Raw genomic sequence first — 14,545 nt, forward strand, 5'->3', positions numbered from 1 at the left:
CGTTAGTGTTCTCTGTTATCGTCGGTTTTCGGCGGCACGGGATCATCGCCACCTGGGTTCAAAGGGTGGCATTTTAATACGCGTTTCAATGTCAACCAACTGCCTTTTAACATGCCAAACCTGCGTAATGCCTCAATTGCGTAATGAGAACATGTCGGCTGGAAGCGACAACGTGGCCCAAGCAGCGGGCTGAGTACGAGCTGATACGCCCGAACCAGCCCGATCAGGATGCGGGAGCCTGGCGACAGTGGCGACGCCATAATTTTTCCAAAGCTTCCGTCAGTGCACGATTATCCAAATCCGCTATCCCTTTTTTGGCCACCACCACAAAATCCATCGCCGGTAACTCGTGCTGACGTAAACGGAAGCTTTCGCGGGTTAGGCGTTTGATCCGGTTGCGTTCATGCGCGCGTTTGACGTGTTTTTTGGCGACGGTAAGACCGATGCGGGGATGCCCCAGCTGGTTCAGGCGGCCGAGGATGGTGATTTGCGGCGTGCCAGCCCGTTGTGGCTGCTGGAAGACGAAAGTGAAATGAGTGGGAGTTAACAAACGTAACTCCCTAGGAAAAGCGAGCTTAACCACTCAGCGGGTTAGCTTTTATTACTTAGAAACAGTCAGACGAGTACGGCCTTTCGCACGACGGCGGGCCAGAACTTGACGACCATTCTTGGTGGCCATACGAGCACGGAAACCGTGGCTACGGTTACGCTTCAGTACGGACGGTTGGAAAGTGCGTTTCATAGCGATTTCTACCTAAACTTAAATGAAATACTGATAAGTCAAATGCGTTTGGCTACTCGGCGTGAAGATGACCGACGCCTCAATCGCAATACATAAAGAGGCGGGATTGTAATAATTGTACAGTCCTGAGTCAATTCACATCGCGCTAGCCTACCTGGTTGTCTGCCAATTCGGAGTAAAATCCGGTGTTGGCCCGTGGTCACCGCAGAATCCTGTCTTGGCTAAATGACTCACCATTAAGGAACCAGGTATCACACGTGGGCGAAGATTATACGGACTCGGGGGTAAATCACAAGGATCTCCGTACGATCCTGCGTGTTTTCTGCAAGGATCCGCGTGGATAACCAGGTATAACCTGTGAAAGGCGCTAAAACCCGACCCCGCAGGCTCAGATCTCATCGGTGTCGATCCCGCACTGATTAAAAACTGGCCACTCTTCACGGGCTGTGGATAAAATGGATCTAATCTGTGATGAAGGGGAGGATCTCTTGCGCAGATTGCGCTATGATCCGTCATTCCGATCGCGATCCCAAAACCGGATCGTTAAGGGCATAAACCGTGAAAGGCGGTTCGCATACCCTACAGGTTTTTCAGCCAATACCGGGCGTGTGTCAAAAATCATGAGTTATAAAAAAGTAGCCTGATTCTTTTCTTTTTATTGATCTTGTTCGAGTGGAGTCCGCCGTGTCACTTTCGCTTTGGCAGCAGTGTCTTGCCCGATTGCAGGATGAGTTACCTGCCACAGAATTTAGTATGTGGATACGCCCATTGCAGGCGGAACTGAGTGACAATACCCTGGCGCTGTATGCGCCCAATCGCTTTGTGCTGGATTGGGTTCGCGATAAGTACTTAAACAATATCAATGGCCTGTTGAATGATTTCTGCGGTACGGATGCGCCGCTGTTGCGTTTTGAGGTGGGCAGCAAGCCACTGACACAAACCCTCAGCCAGCCCGTGATGGCCAGCGTCAACAGCGCTCCGGTAGCCCCGGTGGTGCGCACGGCTGCGCCGTCCCGCCCAAGCTGGGACAACGCGGCACCGCCGCCTGAGCTGTCCTATCGTTCCAACGTCAACCCCAAGCACACCTTCGATAACTTCGTTGAGGGTAAGTCTAACCAGCTGGCTCGTGCTGCGGCGCGGCAGGTGGCAGACAATCCGGGGGGCGCTTATAACCCACTGTTCCTGTATGGCGGTACCGGCCTGGGTAAAACGCACCTGTTGCATGCGGTAGGCAACGGCATCATGGCGCGTAAGGCCAATGCCAAAGTGGTCTATATGCACTCGGAACGCTTTGTGCAGGACATGGTCAAGGCGCTGCAAAATAACGCCATTGAAGAATTCAAACGCTACTACCGCTCGGTGGATGCGTTGCTGATCGATGATATTCAATTCTTTGCCAACAAAGAGCGTTCACAGGAAGAGTTCTTCCATACCTTTAACGCCCTGTTGGAAGGTAATCAACAGATCATCCTGACCTCGGATCGCTATCCAAAAGAGATCAACGGGGTGGAAGATCGTTTGAAATCCCGCTTCGGCTGGGGCCTGACGGTGGCGATCGAGCCGCCGGAGCTGGAAACCCGCGTAGCGATCCTGATGAAAAAGGCCGACGAGAACGATATCCGTCTGCCGGGCGAAGTGGCGTTCTTTATCGCCAAACGCCTGCGTTCCAACGTGCGTGAGCTCGAAGGGGCGCTGAACCGGGTGATCGCCAACGCCAACTTTACTGGCCGCGCCATCACCATCGATTTCGTGCGTGAAGCGCTGCGGGATCTGCTGGCGTTGCAGGAAAAGCTGGTCACCATCGACAATATCCAGAAGACGGTGGCCGAGTACTACAAAATCAAAATCGCGGACCTGCTGTCTAAACGGCGTTCGCGCTCGGTTGCCCGCCCGCGCCAGATGGCGATGGCATTGGCAAAAGAGCTCACCAACCACAGCCTGCCAGAAATCGGCGATGCGTTTGGTGGCCGCGACCATACTACGGTGTTGCACGCCTGCCGGAAGATCGAGCAGCTGCGTGAGGAAAGTCACGACATCAAAGAAGATTTCTCCAATTTAATCAGAACATTGTCGTCATAGCCCATATGAAATTTATCGTTGAACGTGAGCATCTGCTAAAACCGCTGCAACAGGTGAGCAGCCCACTGGGTGGCCGCCCGACGCTGCCAATTCTGGGTAACCTGCTGCTGCAGGTGACGGAAGGTTCCCTGTTGCTGACAGGTACCGATCTGGAGATGGAGATGGTGGCCCGCGTTGCCCTGTCTCAGCCCCATGAAGCGGGCGCGACGACCGTCCCCGCGCGTAAATTCTTTGATATCTGCCGTGGCCTGCCGGAAGGGGCGGAGATTACGGTGATCCTCGAAGGCGACCGTATGCTGGTGCGTTCTGGCCGCAGCCGCTTCTCGCTGTCCACGCTGCCGGCGATAGACTTCCCGAATCTGGATGATTGGCAGAGCGAGGTGGAGTTCACCTTGCCGCAGGCGACGCTAAAGCGCCTGATTGAAGCCACCCAGTTTTCGATGGCTCATCAGGATGTGCGCTATTACCTGAACGGTATGCTGTTTGAAACCGAAGGGGAAGAGCTGCGTACCGTGGCCACCGACGGCCACCGCCTGGCGGTGTGTTCAATGCCGATTGGCCAACAGTTGCCTACCCATTCGGTGATCGTGCCGCGTAAAGGGGTGATGGAACTGGTCCGCTTGCTGGACGGTGGTGATACGCCGCTACGGGTGCAGATTGGTAGCAACAACATCCGCGCCCACGTCGGTGACTTTATCTTCACTTCCAAGCTGGTTGACGGCCGTTTCCCTGATTATCGCCGCGTATTGCCGAAGAACCCGGACAAAACGCTGGAAGCGGGCTGCGACCTGCTCAAGCAGGCGTTTGCCCGTGCGGCCATTCTGTCGAACGAAAAGTTCCGCGGCGTGCGCCTGTACGTCAGCCAGAACCAGCTCAAGATCACCGCCAACAACCCGGAGCAGGAAGAGGCGGAAGAGATCCTCGATGTCAGCTATGATGGCACCGAGATGGAAATTGGTTTCAACGTCAGCTATGTGCTGGACGTGCTGAACGCGCTCAAGTGTGAAGATGTGCGCCTGCTGCTGACCGATTCCGTCTCCAGCGTGCAGATCGAGGACGGTGCCAGTAAGTCTGCCGCCTACGTCGTCATGCCAATGCGACTGTAGAAATTATCGGGCTATCTTACTTGCCCCTTTGCGATTGGGCAGTGCTCGCAATCCTCACGTACTTTAAGTACGCTGCGGTTGCTGTGCGCTGGCCGCACGCAAATGACCTGCGACGATAACGCCCTGGATTGTTAGATGATTAAGACAACTACAGTATGGCTCTGACGCGCTTACTGATTAAAGATTTCCGCAATATCGAAGCTGCCGATCTGGCGCCTGCGCCGGGGTTTAACTTCCTGGTGGGGGCCAACGGCAGCGGCAAGACCAGCGTACTGGAGGCGGTTTATACCCTTGGTCATGGGCGCGCGTTTCGCAGCTTGCAGGCCGGGCGAGTGATCCGTCACGATCAGCCGGAGTTTGTGTTGCATGGCCGGATCGAAGGCAGCGGGCGCGAATTATCGGTAGGATTGAGTAAGAGCCGTCAGGGTGACAGCAAAGTGCGCATCGATGGCAGTGATGGCCATAAAGTGGCAGAGCTGGCACAGCTACTGCCCATGCAGTTGATCACCCCCGAAGGTTTTACCCTGCTTAATGGCGGGCCGAAGTATCGGCGTGCCTTCCTGGACTGGGGTTGTTTTCACAACGAACCCGGTTTTTTCACCGCCTGGAGCAACCTGAAAAGGTTACTGAAGCAGCGCAATGCCGCGCTGCGCCAGGTCAGTCGCTATGCGCAGATCCGCGCCTGGGATCAGGAACTGATCCCGTTGGCCGAGCGTATCAGCGAGTGGCGGGCAGCTTACAGCGACGCAATTGCCGCGGATATCACCGCGACCTGCGCGCAGTTTTTGCCCGAATTTGCCCTGAGTTTCTCTTTCCAGCGCGGCTGGGACAAAGAGAGCGACTACGGAGAGCTGCTGGAGCGCCAGTTTGAGCGCGACAGGGCGTTAACCTATACCGCGGTGGGGCCGCATAAAGCGGACTTCCGCATTCGTGCCGAAGGCACGCCGGTAGAGGATTTGTTATCGCGCGGTCAGCTTAAACTGCTGATGTGCGCATTGCGCTTGGCGCAGGGTGAGTTTCTCACCCGTCAGAGCGGGCGGCGTTGCCTGTATCTGATTGATGATTTTGCCTCCGAGCTGGACACCGGCCGTCGCCGGTTGCTGGCCGATCGCCTGAAAGCCACCCAGGCTCAGGTTTTTGTCAGTGCGGTAAGCGCTGAACAAGTAACCGACATGATGGGTGAAAAGGGCAAGATGTTCCGCGTGGAACAAGGTAAAATAGAGGTTCAACCACAGGACTAAAATGAGCGAGAAACGTTGATGTCGAATTCTTATGACTCCTCAAGTATCAAGGTATTAAAAGGGCTGGATGCGGTACGTAAGCGTCCGGGCATGTATATCGGTGATACTGATGACGGCACCGGTCTGCACCACATGGTATTCGAGGTCGTGGACAACGCTATCGACGAAGCACTCGCTGGCCACTGTAGCGACATTCAGGTGACGATCCACGCCGACAACTCCGTCTCGGTGCAGGATGATGGCCGTGGTATCCCAACCGGTATCCACGAAGAGGAAGGGGTGTCTGCGGCACAGGTCATCATGACCGTACTGCACGCTGGCGGTAAGTTTGACGACAACTCCTATAAGGTTTCCGGCGGTCTGCACGGCGTAGGCGTTTCGGTTGTCAACGCCCTGTCAGAAAAGCTGGAGCTGGTGATCCGCCGCGAAGGCAAGGTCCATGAGCAAACCTACAAGCATGGCGAACCACAGGCCCCGCTGAAAGTCGTCGGTGAAACCGATCAGACCGGTACCACCCTGCGCTTCTGGCCGAGCTTCCAGACCTTTACCAATAACATCGAGTTTGAGTACGACATCCTGGCCAAGCGCCTGCGTGAACTGTCGTTCCTCAACTCGGGCGTTTCTATTCGCCTGAAAGACAAGCGCAACGACAGAGAAGACCACTTCCATTACGAAGGCGGTATCCGTGCGTTTGTGGAATACCTGAACAAGAACAAAACGCCGATCCACCCAACGGTGTTCTACTTCTCAACCGTGAAAGACGATATCGGTGTTGAAGTAGCGCTGCAGTGGAACGATGGTTTCCAGGAAAACATCTACTGCTTCACCAACAACATCCCGCAGCGTGATGGGGGGACTCACTTGGCCGGCTTCCGTGCCGCGATGACCCGTACCCTGAACACCTACATGGATAAAGAAGGCTACAGCAAGAAGTCCAAAATTAGCGCCACCGGTGACGATGCGCGTGAAGGTCTGATTGCCGTGGTTTCGGTGAAAGTGCCCGACCCTAAATTCTCTTCCCAGACCAAAGACAAGCTGGTGTCTTCGGAAGTGAAAACGGCGGTCGAATCGCTGATGAACGAGAAGCTGGTGGATTACCTGATGGAAAACCCAGCGGACGCCAAGATCGTGGTTGGCAAAATCATCGATGCGGCCCGTGCTCGTGAAGCGGCGCGTAAAGCGCGTGAAATGACCCGCCGTAAAGGCGCGCTGGATTTGGCTGGCTTGCCAGGCAAACTGGCGGACTGTCAGGAACGTGACCCGGCGTTGTCCGAACTCTACCTGGTGGAAGGGGACTCCGCGGGCGGCTCAGCCAAGCAGGGCCGTAACCGTAAGAACCAGGCGATCTTGCCGCTGAAAGGGAAAATCCTCAACGTTGAGAAAGCCCGTTTCGACAAGATGTTGTCCTCACAGGAAGTTGCCACGCTGATCACCGCGCTGGGCTGCGGCATTGGCCGTGACGAATACAACCCGGACAAACTGCGTTATCACAGCATCATTATCATGACCGATGCCGACGTCGACGGCTCGCACATCCGTACGCTGCTGTTGACCTTCTTCTATCGTCAGATGCCGGAAATCATCGAGCGTGGCCATGTGTATATTGCCCAGCCGCCGCTGTACAAGGTGAAAAAAGGCAAGCAGGAGCAGTACATCAAAGACGACGAAGCGATGGATCAGTATCAGATCTCCATCGCCCTCGACGGCGCGACCCTGCACACCAACGGTTCTGCACCAGCCTTGGCGGGTGAGCCGTTAGAGAAGCTGGTGGCTGAACATTACGCCGTGCAGAAGCAGATTGGCCGGATGGAACGCCGTTACCCGCGTGCGTTGCTGAACAACCTGATCTACCAGCCAACCTTGAACGAAGACGATCTGGGCGACCGTGCCAAGGTGGAAAGCTGGATCGAATCGCTGGTGAAATTGCTCAACGATAACGAGCAGCACGGTAGCAGCTACAGTTCTGTGCTGGTTGAAAACCGTGAACGCCAGATGTTCGAACCGGTGCTGCGTATCCGTACCCATGGTGTTGATACTGACTATCCGCTGGACTTTGAATTTATCCGCGGTGGTGAATACCGCAGGATCTGTGCGCTGGGCGAAAAACTGCGCGGCCTGCTGGAAGAAGATGCCTATATCGAACGTGGCGAACGTCGCCAGCCGGTAGACAGCTTCGAACAGGCGTTGGAGTGGCTGGTGAAAGAGTCGCGCCGTGGCCTGTCGATCCAGCGCTATAAAGGGCTGGGCGAAATGAACCCGGACCAGCTGTGGGAAACCACTATGGATCCCGATCAGCGGCGTATGCTGCGCGTAGCGGTGAAAGACGCTATTGCGGCCGATCAGCTGTTCACCACCCTGATGGGCGATGCGGTTGAACCACGCCGTGCCTTTATCGAAGAAAACGCCCTGAAAGCGGCGAATATCGATATCTAACGCCTTATTTGGCTATTAAAAATCCGCGCCGGTTCGCCCGCGCGGATTTTTTTATGCCGTTTTTAGCACTAACAAGGCAAGCTGAAACGCGTTAGCATGAGAAAAAACCACTGGGAGACGCTCGAATGGCTATTGAACTGATTGCAATTGATATGGACGGCACGCTGCTCAATCCGCAGCACCAGATTACGCCAGCGGTAAAACAGGCGCTGACCGCCGCGCGCGCTAAAGGCGTGCATGTGGTGCTGGCTACCGGGCGGCCTTATGTTGGCGTGCAGGACTACCTGCGTCAGTTGGATATTCAGGGTGAGGGCGATTTCTGCATCACCTATAACGGTGCCCTGGTGCTGAAGGCGACGGACGGGACCTGCGTGCTGCAAGAAACGCTCGGTTTTGACGATTACCTCTATTTTGAGCAGTTGGCACGGGAGCTTGGCGTTCATTATCAGGCGTTTGATTTCGAAACCCTCTACACACCGAATAAAGACATTGGCAAATATACCGTCCATGAATCCCAAATGACCGGTATCCCACTGAAATACCGCAGCGTGGAAGAGATGGATCGCACCATACGCTTCCCGAAGGTGATGATGATTGATGAGCCTGCCTTGCTGGACACCGCGATAGCCCGCTTGCCCGCAGAAGCCTGGGATCGCTACACCATTATGAAAAGCGCCCCTTACTTCCTGGAGATCCTGCATAAGAATGTTGATAAGGGCGCGGGCGTCAGAATGCTGGCCGAACATTTGGGCATCAAGCAGGAAAACGTGATGGCGTTAGGCGATCAGGCTAATGATATTGCGATGATCGAGTATGCTGGGATGGGCGTAGCGATGGGCAATGCTATTACAGAATTAAAGGAAATTGCCCAGCACGTGACCGGCACCAATACCGAAGACGGCGTCGCACTGGCAATTGAGAAGTTTGTGCTGAACGTTTAATGCCTGCCAGCCCCCTTCCCTGGGGGCTTAAGATGCTGCCTGGTAAATCAGGTATTAACGCCTCATGGTTGACGGCCTGCGGGTGTTATTTCTTTACTGAAATAACTAAGTCGCTCCTAAAAGAATATTTCTAGTGCGATCATGTTTTATTAATATAAATGTTCTCGTTAATTAATTGCATTAATTCAAATGGTATAAATAAAAATTATTTTTGCGATCTGTATTTTTTATTGTATTTTAAATGACGAAATAGCTATTTATCACTTCATGTTTCATTTTAGCTTGTTCACTATATTGTAAAACAACTAATAAAGTTCGTTAGGAGATAATATGAAAAAAATTATAATTTCATCATTGGCTTATTTTGCCTTGACGCAAATATCCTTTGCCGCCAGAGACGTGACGACGACACCGGATTTCTACTATCTTAAGGAAGCGCAGTCTATTGATAGCCTCTCCTTATTGCCCCAGCCACCGGCCGTTGATAGCATCGATTTTCTCAATGACAAGGCTCAGTATGACGCCGGTAAGTTACTGAGGGATACGCCAAGAGGCAAGCAAGCTTATAACGATGCGCAGATTTACGGCGATGGTATACCACTGGCATTTTTCAGCGCCTTCGGCATGGAAATAACACGGAAGAAAACGCCAGAGTTATATCGCCTGGTAACGAAAATGCGTGAGGATACCGGTGATTTGGCGACCCGCAGCGCCAAGGAGCATTATATGCGGACCCGGCCTTTTGCATTTTATCATCAGGCGACCTGCCGCCCGGAAGAAGAAAGTGTGCTATCAACCAACGGTTCTTACCCTTCTGGCCATACGAGTATCGGTTGGGCTACCGCACTCGTGCTGGCGGAGATCAATCCTGTGCGCCAAGGGGAGATCCTCAAGCGGGGCTATGAGATGGGGCAAAGCCGCGTGATCTGCGGTTATCATTGGCAGAGTGACGTTACCGCCGGGCGCCTGGTGGGGGCGGCCATTGTGGCACGTTTACACGCCGAGCCAGCGTTTGTCGACCAGTTACAAAAAGCCAAGGCTGAATACCTGCGATTAGCAAAAGCGCCTTAAACCTGGGTGGTGTGAAACAGCCAAGCCGATCGGGTACTATGGCGGTTCTATGCCAGCCGGTATACAGGAGCCGCCATGAGCCATCAGGAACGACAGCTGACTTTTGATCCGCGAGGTCATCAGCTCACCAACATTAACGTCTGGACACCGTGCAGCCAATGGCTGGCGTATGACGTACGGCCAAGCGGTGCGTCCTTTACCGGGCTGAGCATTGAGCGGGTGAACGTTGCCAGCGGTCAGGTAGAAGTGGTTTATCGGGCGCAGCATGGTGCCCATGTTGGCGTGGTAACGGTGAGCCCGGATGCGCCAGCGCGTTACGCGTTTATCCATGGGCCTGAACACCCAGACAGCTTCTGGCATTATGACTTCCACCATCGCCGTGGCGTGATTGTCAGCGAGCCGGATCGTGAATTGGCGATCACCCTAGACGCATTGGACATTACCGCCCCCTATACCCCAGGCGCGCTGCGTGGTGGCACCCACGTGCATGTCTTTAGCCCAGATGCCAGCCGCCTGAGCTTCACCTATAACGACCATGTGATGCACGAACTCGATCCGGCACTGGATTTGCGTAACGTTGGTGTAGCGGTGCCGCTGCAAGGGGTGAATCCGCCCAAGCAGCACCCGCGTGAATATGACGGTAGCCATTACTGTGTACTGGTCAGCGCAACCACGCCAACCCCGCAGCCGGGCAGCGATCAAATCAATCGGGCTTACGAAGAGGGCTGGGTGGGTGAGCAAGGTTACGGCAAACCTGATGGCAGCCGCCAGCGTTGGGCGTTGGCGTTTATCGGCGATACCCTCTCGCCGCAGGGGGAAAAGCTGCCGGAAGTGTTTGTGGTGGATTTGCCGGAAAACGATGCCGACTATGCCAAAGCCGGGGAGGCTCCCTTGCAGGGAACGGCAACAACCTTACCGGCCCCTCCGTTGGGGGTTCAACAACGGCGGTTAACCTATACCGGCCACCGCAACTATCCTGGGGTTGCCACCACGCCACGCCATTGGTTGCGGAGTTCGCCAGACGGCAGTGCCATCGCCTTCCTGATGCAAGACGATCGGGGCATAGTGCAACTGTGGACTGTTTCCCCAAATGGCGGGGAGGCGAATCAGGTGACACAAGCGGATCACAGCATCCAGTCGGCCTTCAGTTGGCATCCGCAGGGGGGCAAGATTGCACTGGTGTGTGATAACAGCGTGATGCTGTGCGATATCGCCAACGGCAATATGCAGCGCCTGACCAAACGGACTGCGCAGCCACCACTGGGGGACGCCGTGGTGTTCTCACCGGACGGCAAACAGGTGGCCTTTATGCGTGAAGTCGCCGGATTTAACCAGATTTTTGTGGCGGCGGTTTAACTACAGCCCGGCCGGTGCTGGTGAAGTTGCCATGCCCTGGCCTGGATTGCCACTGGCAGCCAGGTTTTGCTCTTCATCATGCTGGATACGGGCTTTGGGTGAGGCTGCCGCTTTATCGCTGCCAGAACGCAGGTAGTCGTAAGGCAGCAAAATGGTGTCCATCGCCGCCGACAGGGGCAGGTCGATCGCCAGCAGGGGCATCATGGCCCAACTGGTATCTTCGCTCTTCATCATATCGACATTGGCGCGCGTACCGGAGTAATAACCCTGGTCGGCCCCGGTGTGGCTGGCTACGCTGGAGCAACCGTTAGTGGTCAACAGCAGGCAACCGGTCGCTATCATTTTTTTAATTGGTTTCATTCGTCCATCCTGAGGGGGGTACACATCCCCTGAAATTTGCTGATTTATACCCGTCGTCTTTCAAGCTGCAGCGTTGTTACCTGCACTTACTCACCCCAGTCACTTACGAAAAGTAAGCTCCTGGGGATGAGTAAGCTTGTCGCCTAGCTGCAGCTTGAAATCCATAGGGTGTATAACATCCAGCCAAAGCATTGAAAGACGCAACATTCCGCACTGTGGCGGCTATCTCACTTTGAGTGTATGTGATAAACAAATTTTCGCCGTTTCCATTGGCAATTATTTAATCATCACCAGTTGAAATGTGGAAAGCAAACCCCATCTTCTTTACAAGGCCAAATTAGGAATTCGCCGTAAGGGAATTCAAGCCTTAGAGCCTGTCCATAATGGAAGGCTTCATTATCAACCTCGCTGAAGTGCCTTAGGAGGCTGTTTTATGCGCAACTTTGATCTTTCCCCGCTGTACCGTTCCGCGATCGGTTTTGATCGCCTGTTCAACGCCCTTGAGGCTGGCCAAAGCCAGGGTAACGGTGGCTATCCGCCGTACAACGTTGAGCTGGTTGATGAAAATCATTACCGCATTGCCATCGCGGTAGCCGGGTTTGCCGAGCAGGAACTGGAGATCACCACGCAAGACAATCTGTTGATTGTGCGCGGGGCTCACACCCACGAGCCTGCTGAGAGAACCTATTTATATCAAGGCATTGCCGAGCGTAACTTTGAACGCAAATTCCAGCTGGCCGAGCATATTCAAATTAGAGGCGCCAAACTGGAAAACGGCCTGCTGTATATCGATCTGGAACGTATCGTGCCGGAAACGTTAAAGCCGCGTCGGATCGAAATTAAGTAATTGTTGTTGTATCACCGTGCCTGCCGTTAGGGGGCAAACTTTGAATCTCGCTTCTTGGAAGGAGTTTATACTATGCGTAACTACGATTTATCCCCACTTCTGCGTCAATGGATCGGTTTTGACAAACTGGCCAGCTCAATGGGAGGCCAGGAGCCACAAGGGTTCCCCCCATATAACATTGAGAAAAGCGACGACAACCACTATCGCATTTCCCTGGCGTTAGCCGGGTTCAAACAGAGCGAACTGGATATTGAAGTGGAAGGCCCACGCCTGACCGTGCGTGGCAACCCCACACCGCCGGAAAAACAGGTGGAGTATCTGCATCAGGGGCTGGTATGCAAAGAGTTCAGCCTGACCTTTACCCTGGCAGAGCACCTGCAGGTGGCCGAAGCCAAATTTGAAAACGGCCTGCTGCACATCGATCTGGTACGCCACGTGCCGGAAGCCTTGCAGCCACAACGCATCAGCATCGGTAGCACTCCGGAGCTGGAAGCCAAATAAGCGGCTGAAAAAAAACAAAAACTTGCGGGGGAGGTCCATTCGGGCCTCCCCCGTTGCATTCTGTGGCATACCCCACATTACCCCCCCGCACCTTATGTCAGAATCCCTATTAATTGCAGGCATTTAATCGCATAGAGATTGTTAAACTTTGGGTAAGGATGTGACGTATGAGTGATATCGCCCTGACCGTCAGCATGTTGGCGTTGGTGGCTATTCTCGGGTTATGGATTGGCAACTGGAAAGTGTATGGCGTGGGTTTAGGGATAGGCGGCGTCTTGTTCGGTGGCATCATCGTCGGGCACTTTGCACAGACTTACCAGATCACTCTCAACGGCGACATGCTGCACTTTATTCAGGAGTTCGGTCTGATCCTGTTTGTGTACACCATCGGTATTCAGGTTGGCCCTGGTTTCTTCTCGTCCCTGCGCGTTTCCGGCCTCAAGCTCAATGGCTTCGCCATTCTGCTGGTGCTGGTGGGCGGCGTGGTGGCGGCGATTGTCCATAAGCTGTTTGCCGTGCCGCTGCCAATCATTCTCGGCGTGTTCTCCGGCGCGGTGACCAACACCCCGGCGCTTGGTGCCGGGCAGCAGATACTCACCGATCTGGGTTCCGATCCGGAGCTGGTTAACCGCATGGGGATGGGCTATGCAATGGCTTACCCATTCGGTATCTGCGGCATTCTGCTGGTGATGTGGCTGATCCGGCTGTTCTTCCGCATCAATATCGATAAGGAAGCGCAGGAGTTTGAGGATAGCCTGGGGAGTAACCGCGAACTGCTGCAGACCATGAACGTGGCGGTACGTAACCCCAATCTGCAAGGCATGGCCATCAAGAATGTGCCGCTGCTCAACAATGACGACATCATCTGCTCGCGCCTCAAGCGCGGCGATTTACTGATGGTGCCCGCCCCGCACGAAACGCTGGAACTGGGAGATTTCTTGCACCTGGTCGGCAAGCGCGAAAAGTTGGAAAACGCCCGGTTGGTGATTGGAGAGGAAGTCGACGTTTCGCTCTCCACCCGCGGGACTTCACTGCAAGTGGTTCGTGCGGTAGTGACCAACGAAAAGGTGTTGGGGAAAAAAATCCGCGATCTGGAACTGAAGCAAAAATATGAAGTGGTAGTTTCGCGTCTCAACCGTGCTGGGGTCGAGCTGGTGGCAGGCAGCAATGTTACGCTGCAGTTCGGGGATATCCTCAACCTGGTGGGGCGGCCAGAATCTATCGAGGCGGTGGCGGCGATTGTCGGTAACGCCCAGCAAAAGCTGCAACAGGTGCAGATGCTGCCGGTATTTATCGGTATTGGTCTTGGAGTGTTGCTAGGATCTATCCCGCTGTTTATCCCCGGTTTCCCGGCGGCGTTGCGGTTGGGGCTGGCCGGTGGTCCGCTGGTGGTGGCCCTGATCCTGGGGCGTATCGGCAGCATCGGCAAGCTGTACTGGTTTATGCCGCCCAGTGCCAACCTGGCGCTGCGTGAACTGGGGATCGTACTGTTCCTGGCCGTGGTTGGCCTGAAGTCTGGTGGGAACTTTATTGATACCCTGCTGCATGGCGATGGGCTGGCGTGGGTCGGTTACGGTGCGTTAATCACCTCGATCCCGCTGATCAGCGTGGGTATTCTGGCGAGGGTGGTGGGTAAGATGAACTACCTAACGCTCTCCGGCATGCTGGCTGGTTCAATGACCGATCCACCGGCGCTGGCCTTTGCCAACGGCCTGCACCCTACCAGCGGCGCTGCAGCGCTCTCTTATGCCACGGTCTACCCGTTGGCAATGTTCCTGCGCATCATGTCACCGCAGCTGTTGGCGGTGCTGTTCTGGGCGATGTAGAAACCTCACAGGGCTCACAACGTAGGGGCGCAGCATGCTGCG

The 14,545-nt window shown here is 54.7% G+C and carries 14 protein-coding genes; 10 read left to right on the forward strand and 4 right to left on the reverse strand.

Translation table 11 applies throughout. From position 1 onward, the window contains the following. Nucleotides 1-2 precede the first annotated feature (2 nt). The 3 genes from yidD to rpmH are packed head-to-tail and all read right to left on the reverse strand — an operon-like array spanning nt 3 to nt 742. A complete protein-coding gene (yidD, locus tag WN53_RS27125) occupies nt 3-260 on the reverse strand; it encodes a membrane protein insertion efficiency factor YidD (RefSeq protein ID WP_025120915.1) in 258 nt (85 codons plus the stop codon). Continuing rightward, complete coding sequence (gene rnpA / locus WN53_RS07990; protein WP_004950547.1) at nt 224-583, reverse strand: ribonuclease P protein component; 360 nt, start codon at nt 581-583, stop codon at nt 224-226. The genes yidD and rnpA overlap by 37 nt, the downstream gene beginning before the upstream one ends. 18 nt (nt 584-601) lie before the next feature. Beyond that, on the reverse strand, nt 602-742 hold the full coding sequence (rpmH, locus tag WN53_RS27130; RefSeq protein ID WP_004093983.1) for a 50S ribosomal protein L34: 141 nt from the start codon (nt 740-742) through the stop codon (nt 602-604). A gap of 684 nt (nt 743-1,426) precedes the next feature. Between rpmH and dnaA the strand changes: the two genes are divergently transcribed. From dnaA to WN53_RS08025, 7 genes are all read left to right on the forward strand, one after another. Beyond that, nucleotides 1,427-2,821: a chromosomal replication initiator protein DnaA gene (gene dnaA, locus WN53_RS07995; protein WP_021181394.1), complete on the forward strand. Its 1,395-nt coding sequence runs from the start codon at nt 1,427-1,429 to the stop codon at nt 2,819-2,821. A 5-nt stretch (nt 2,822-2,826) separates the two neighbouring features. Further along, complete coding sequence (gene dnaN / locus WN53_RS08000; protein ID WP_021181393.1) at nt 2,827-3,927, forward strand: DNA polymerase III subunit beta; 1,101 nt, start codon at nt 2,827-2,829, stop codon at nt 3,925-3,927. 155 nt (nt 3,928-4,082) lie between these two features. Further along, the gene (gene recF, locus WN53_RS08005; RefSeq protein WP_024483312.1) at nt 4,083-5,168 is read left to right on the forward strand and encodes a DNA replication/repair protein RecF; all 1,086 of its coding nucleotides are present in this window, start codon (nt 4,083-4,085) and stop codon (nt 5,166-5,168) included. Nucleotides 5,169-5,186: 18 nt separating this feature from the next. Then, nucleotides 5,187-7,601: a DNA topoisomerase (ATP-hydrolyzing) subunit B gene (gene gyrB, locus WN53_RS08010; RefSeq protein WP_024483311.1), complete on the forward strand. Its 2,415-nt coding sequence runs from the start codon at nt 5,187-5,189 to the stop codon at nt 7,599-7,601. 125 nt (nt 7,602-7,726) lie between these two features. Next, nucleotides 7,727-8,542, forward strand: coding sequence for a sugar-phosphatase (yidA, locus tag WN53_RS08015; protein ID WP_024483310.1), 816 nt, complete (start codon nt 7,727-7,729; stop codon nt 8,540-8,542). A gap of 330 nt (nt 8,543-8,872) precedes the next feature. Then, nucleotides 8,873-9,613, forward strand: a complete 741-nt coding sequence (locus WN53_RS08020) for an acid phosphatase (RefSeq protein WP_024483309.1) — start codon at nt 8,873-8,875, stop codon at nt 9,611-9,613. A gap of 75 nt (nt 9,614-9,688) precedes the next feature. Next, entirely contained in the window at nt 9,689-10,969 is a 1,281-nt protein-coding gene (locus WN53_RS08025) for a YidR family protein (protein ID WP_024483308.1), read from the forward strand. Here WN53_RS08025 and WN53_RS08030 read toward each other — a convergent pair whose 3' ends face one another. Then, nucleotides 10,970-11,329, reverse strand: coding sequence for a YceK/YidQ family lipoprotein (locus WN53_RS08030; RefSeq protein ID WP_024483307.1), 360 nt, complete (start codon nt 11,327-11,329; stop codon nt 10,970-10,972). A gap of 433 nt (nt 11,330-11,762) precedes the next feature. Here WN53_RS08030 and ibpA point away from each other — a divergent pair, with 433 nt between their 5' ends. The 3 genes from ibpA to WN53_RS08045 all read left to right on the forward strand — a co-directional run bounded on the left by ibpA (nt 11,763) and on the right by WN53_RS08045 (nt 14,503). Next, complete coding sequence (gene ibpA, locus WN53_RS08035; protein WP_024483306.1) at nt 11,763-12,176, forward strand: small heat shock chaperone IbpA; 414 nt, start codon at nt 11,763-11,765, stop codon at nt 12,174-12,176. Between the two features lie 72 nt (nt 12,177-12,248). Next, the gene (gene ibpB / locus WN53_RS08040) at nt 12,249-12,677 is read left to right on the forward strand and encodes a small heat shock chaperone IbpB (RefSeq protein ID WP_024483305.1); all 429 of its coding nucleotides are present in this window, start codon (nt 12,249-12,251) and stop codon (nt 12,675-12,677) included. Between the two features lie 167 nt (nt 12,678-12,844). After that, the gene (locus tag WN53_RS08045) at nt 12,845-14,503 is read left to right on the forward strand and encodes a putative transporter (protein WP_024483304.1); all 1,659 of its coding nucleotides are present in this window, start codon (nt 12,845-12,847) and stop codon (nt 14,501-14,503) included. Nucleotides 14,504-14,545 lie beyond the last annotated feature (42 nt).

The organism is Serratia fonticola (assembly GCF_001006005.1).
Classification (GTDB): domain Bacteria; phylum Pseudomonadota; class Gammaproteobacteria; order Enterobacterales; family Enterobacteriaceae; genus Chania; species Chania fonticola.

Excerpts from the sequence above, each read along its gene's own strand:
- ibpA (WP_024483306.1), top strand. The coding sequence starts at position 11,763 with ATGCGCAACTTTGATCTTTCCCCGCTGTACCGTTCCGCGATCGGTTTT.
- WN53_RS08020 (WP_024483309.1), top strand. The coding sequence starts at position 8,873 with ATGAAAAAAATTATAATTTCATCATTGGCTTATTTTGCCTTGACGCAA.
- rpmH (WP_004093983.1), bottom strand. The coding sequence starts at position 742 with ATGAAACGCACTTTCCAACCGTCCGTACTGAAGCGTAACCGTAGCCAC.
- recF (WP_024483312.1), top strand. The coding sequence starts at position 4,083 with ATGGCTCTGACGCGCTTACTGATTAAAGATTTCCGCAATATCGAAGCT.
- WN53_RS08045 (WP_024483304.1), top strand. The coding sequence starts at position 12,845 with ATGAGTGATATCGCCCTGACCGTCAGCATGTTGGCGTTGGTGGCTATT.
- gyrB (WP_024483311.1), top strand. The coding sequence starts at position 5,187 with ATGTCGAATTCTTATGACTCCTCAAGTATCAAGGTATTAAAAGGGCTG.
- ibpB (WP_024483305.1), top strand. The coding sequence starts at position 12,249 with ATGCGTAACTACGATTTATCCCCACTTCTGCGTCAATGGATCGGTTTT.
- WN53_RS08030 (WP_024483307.1), bottom strand. The coding sequence starts at position 11,329 with ATGAAACCAATTAAAAAAATGATAGCGACCGGTTGCCTGCTGTTGACC.
- WN53_RS08025 (WP_024483308.1), top strand. The coding sequence starts at position 9,689 with ATGAGCCATCAGGAACGACAGCTGACTTTTGATCCGCGAGGTCATCAG.
- yidA (WP_024483310.1), top strand. The coding sequence starts at position 7,727 with ATGGCTATTGAACTGATTGCAATTGATATGGACGGCACGCTGCTCAAT.
- dnaN (WP_021181393.1), top strand. The coding sequence starts at position 2,827 with ATGAAATTTATCGTTGAACGTGAGCATCTGCTAAAACCGCTGCAACAG.
- yidD (WP_025120915.1), bottom strand. The coding sequence starts at position 260 with ATGGCGTCGCCACTGTCGCCAGGCTCCCGCATCCTGATCGGGCTGGTT.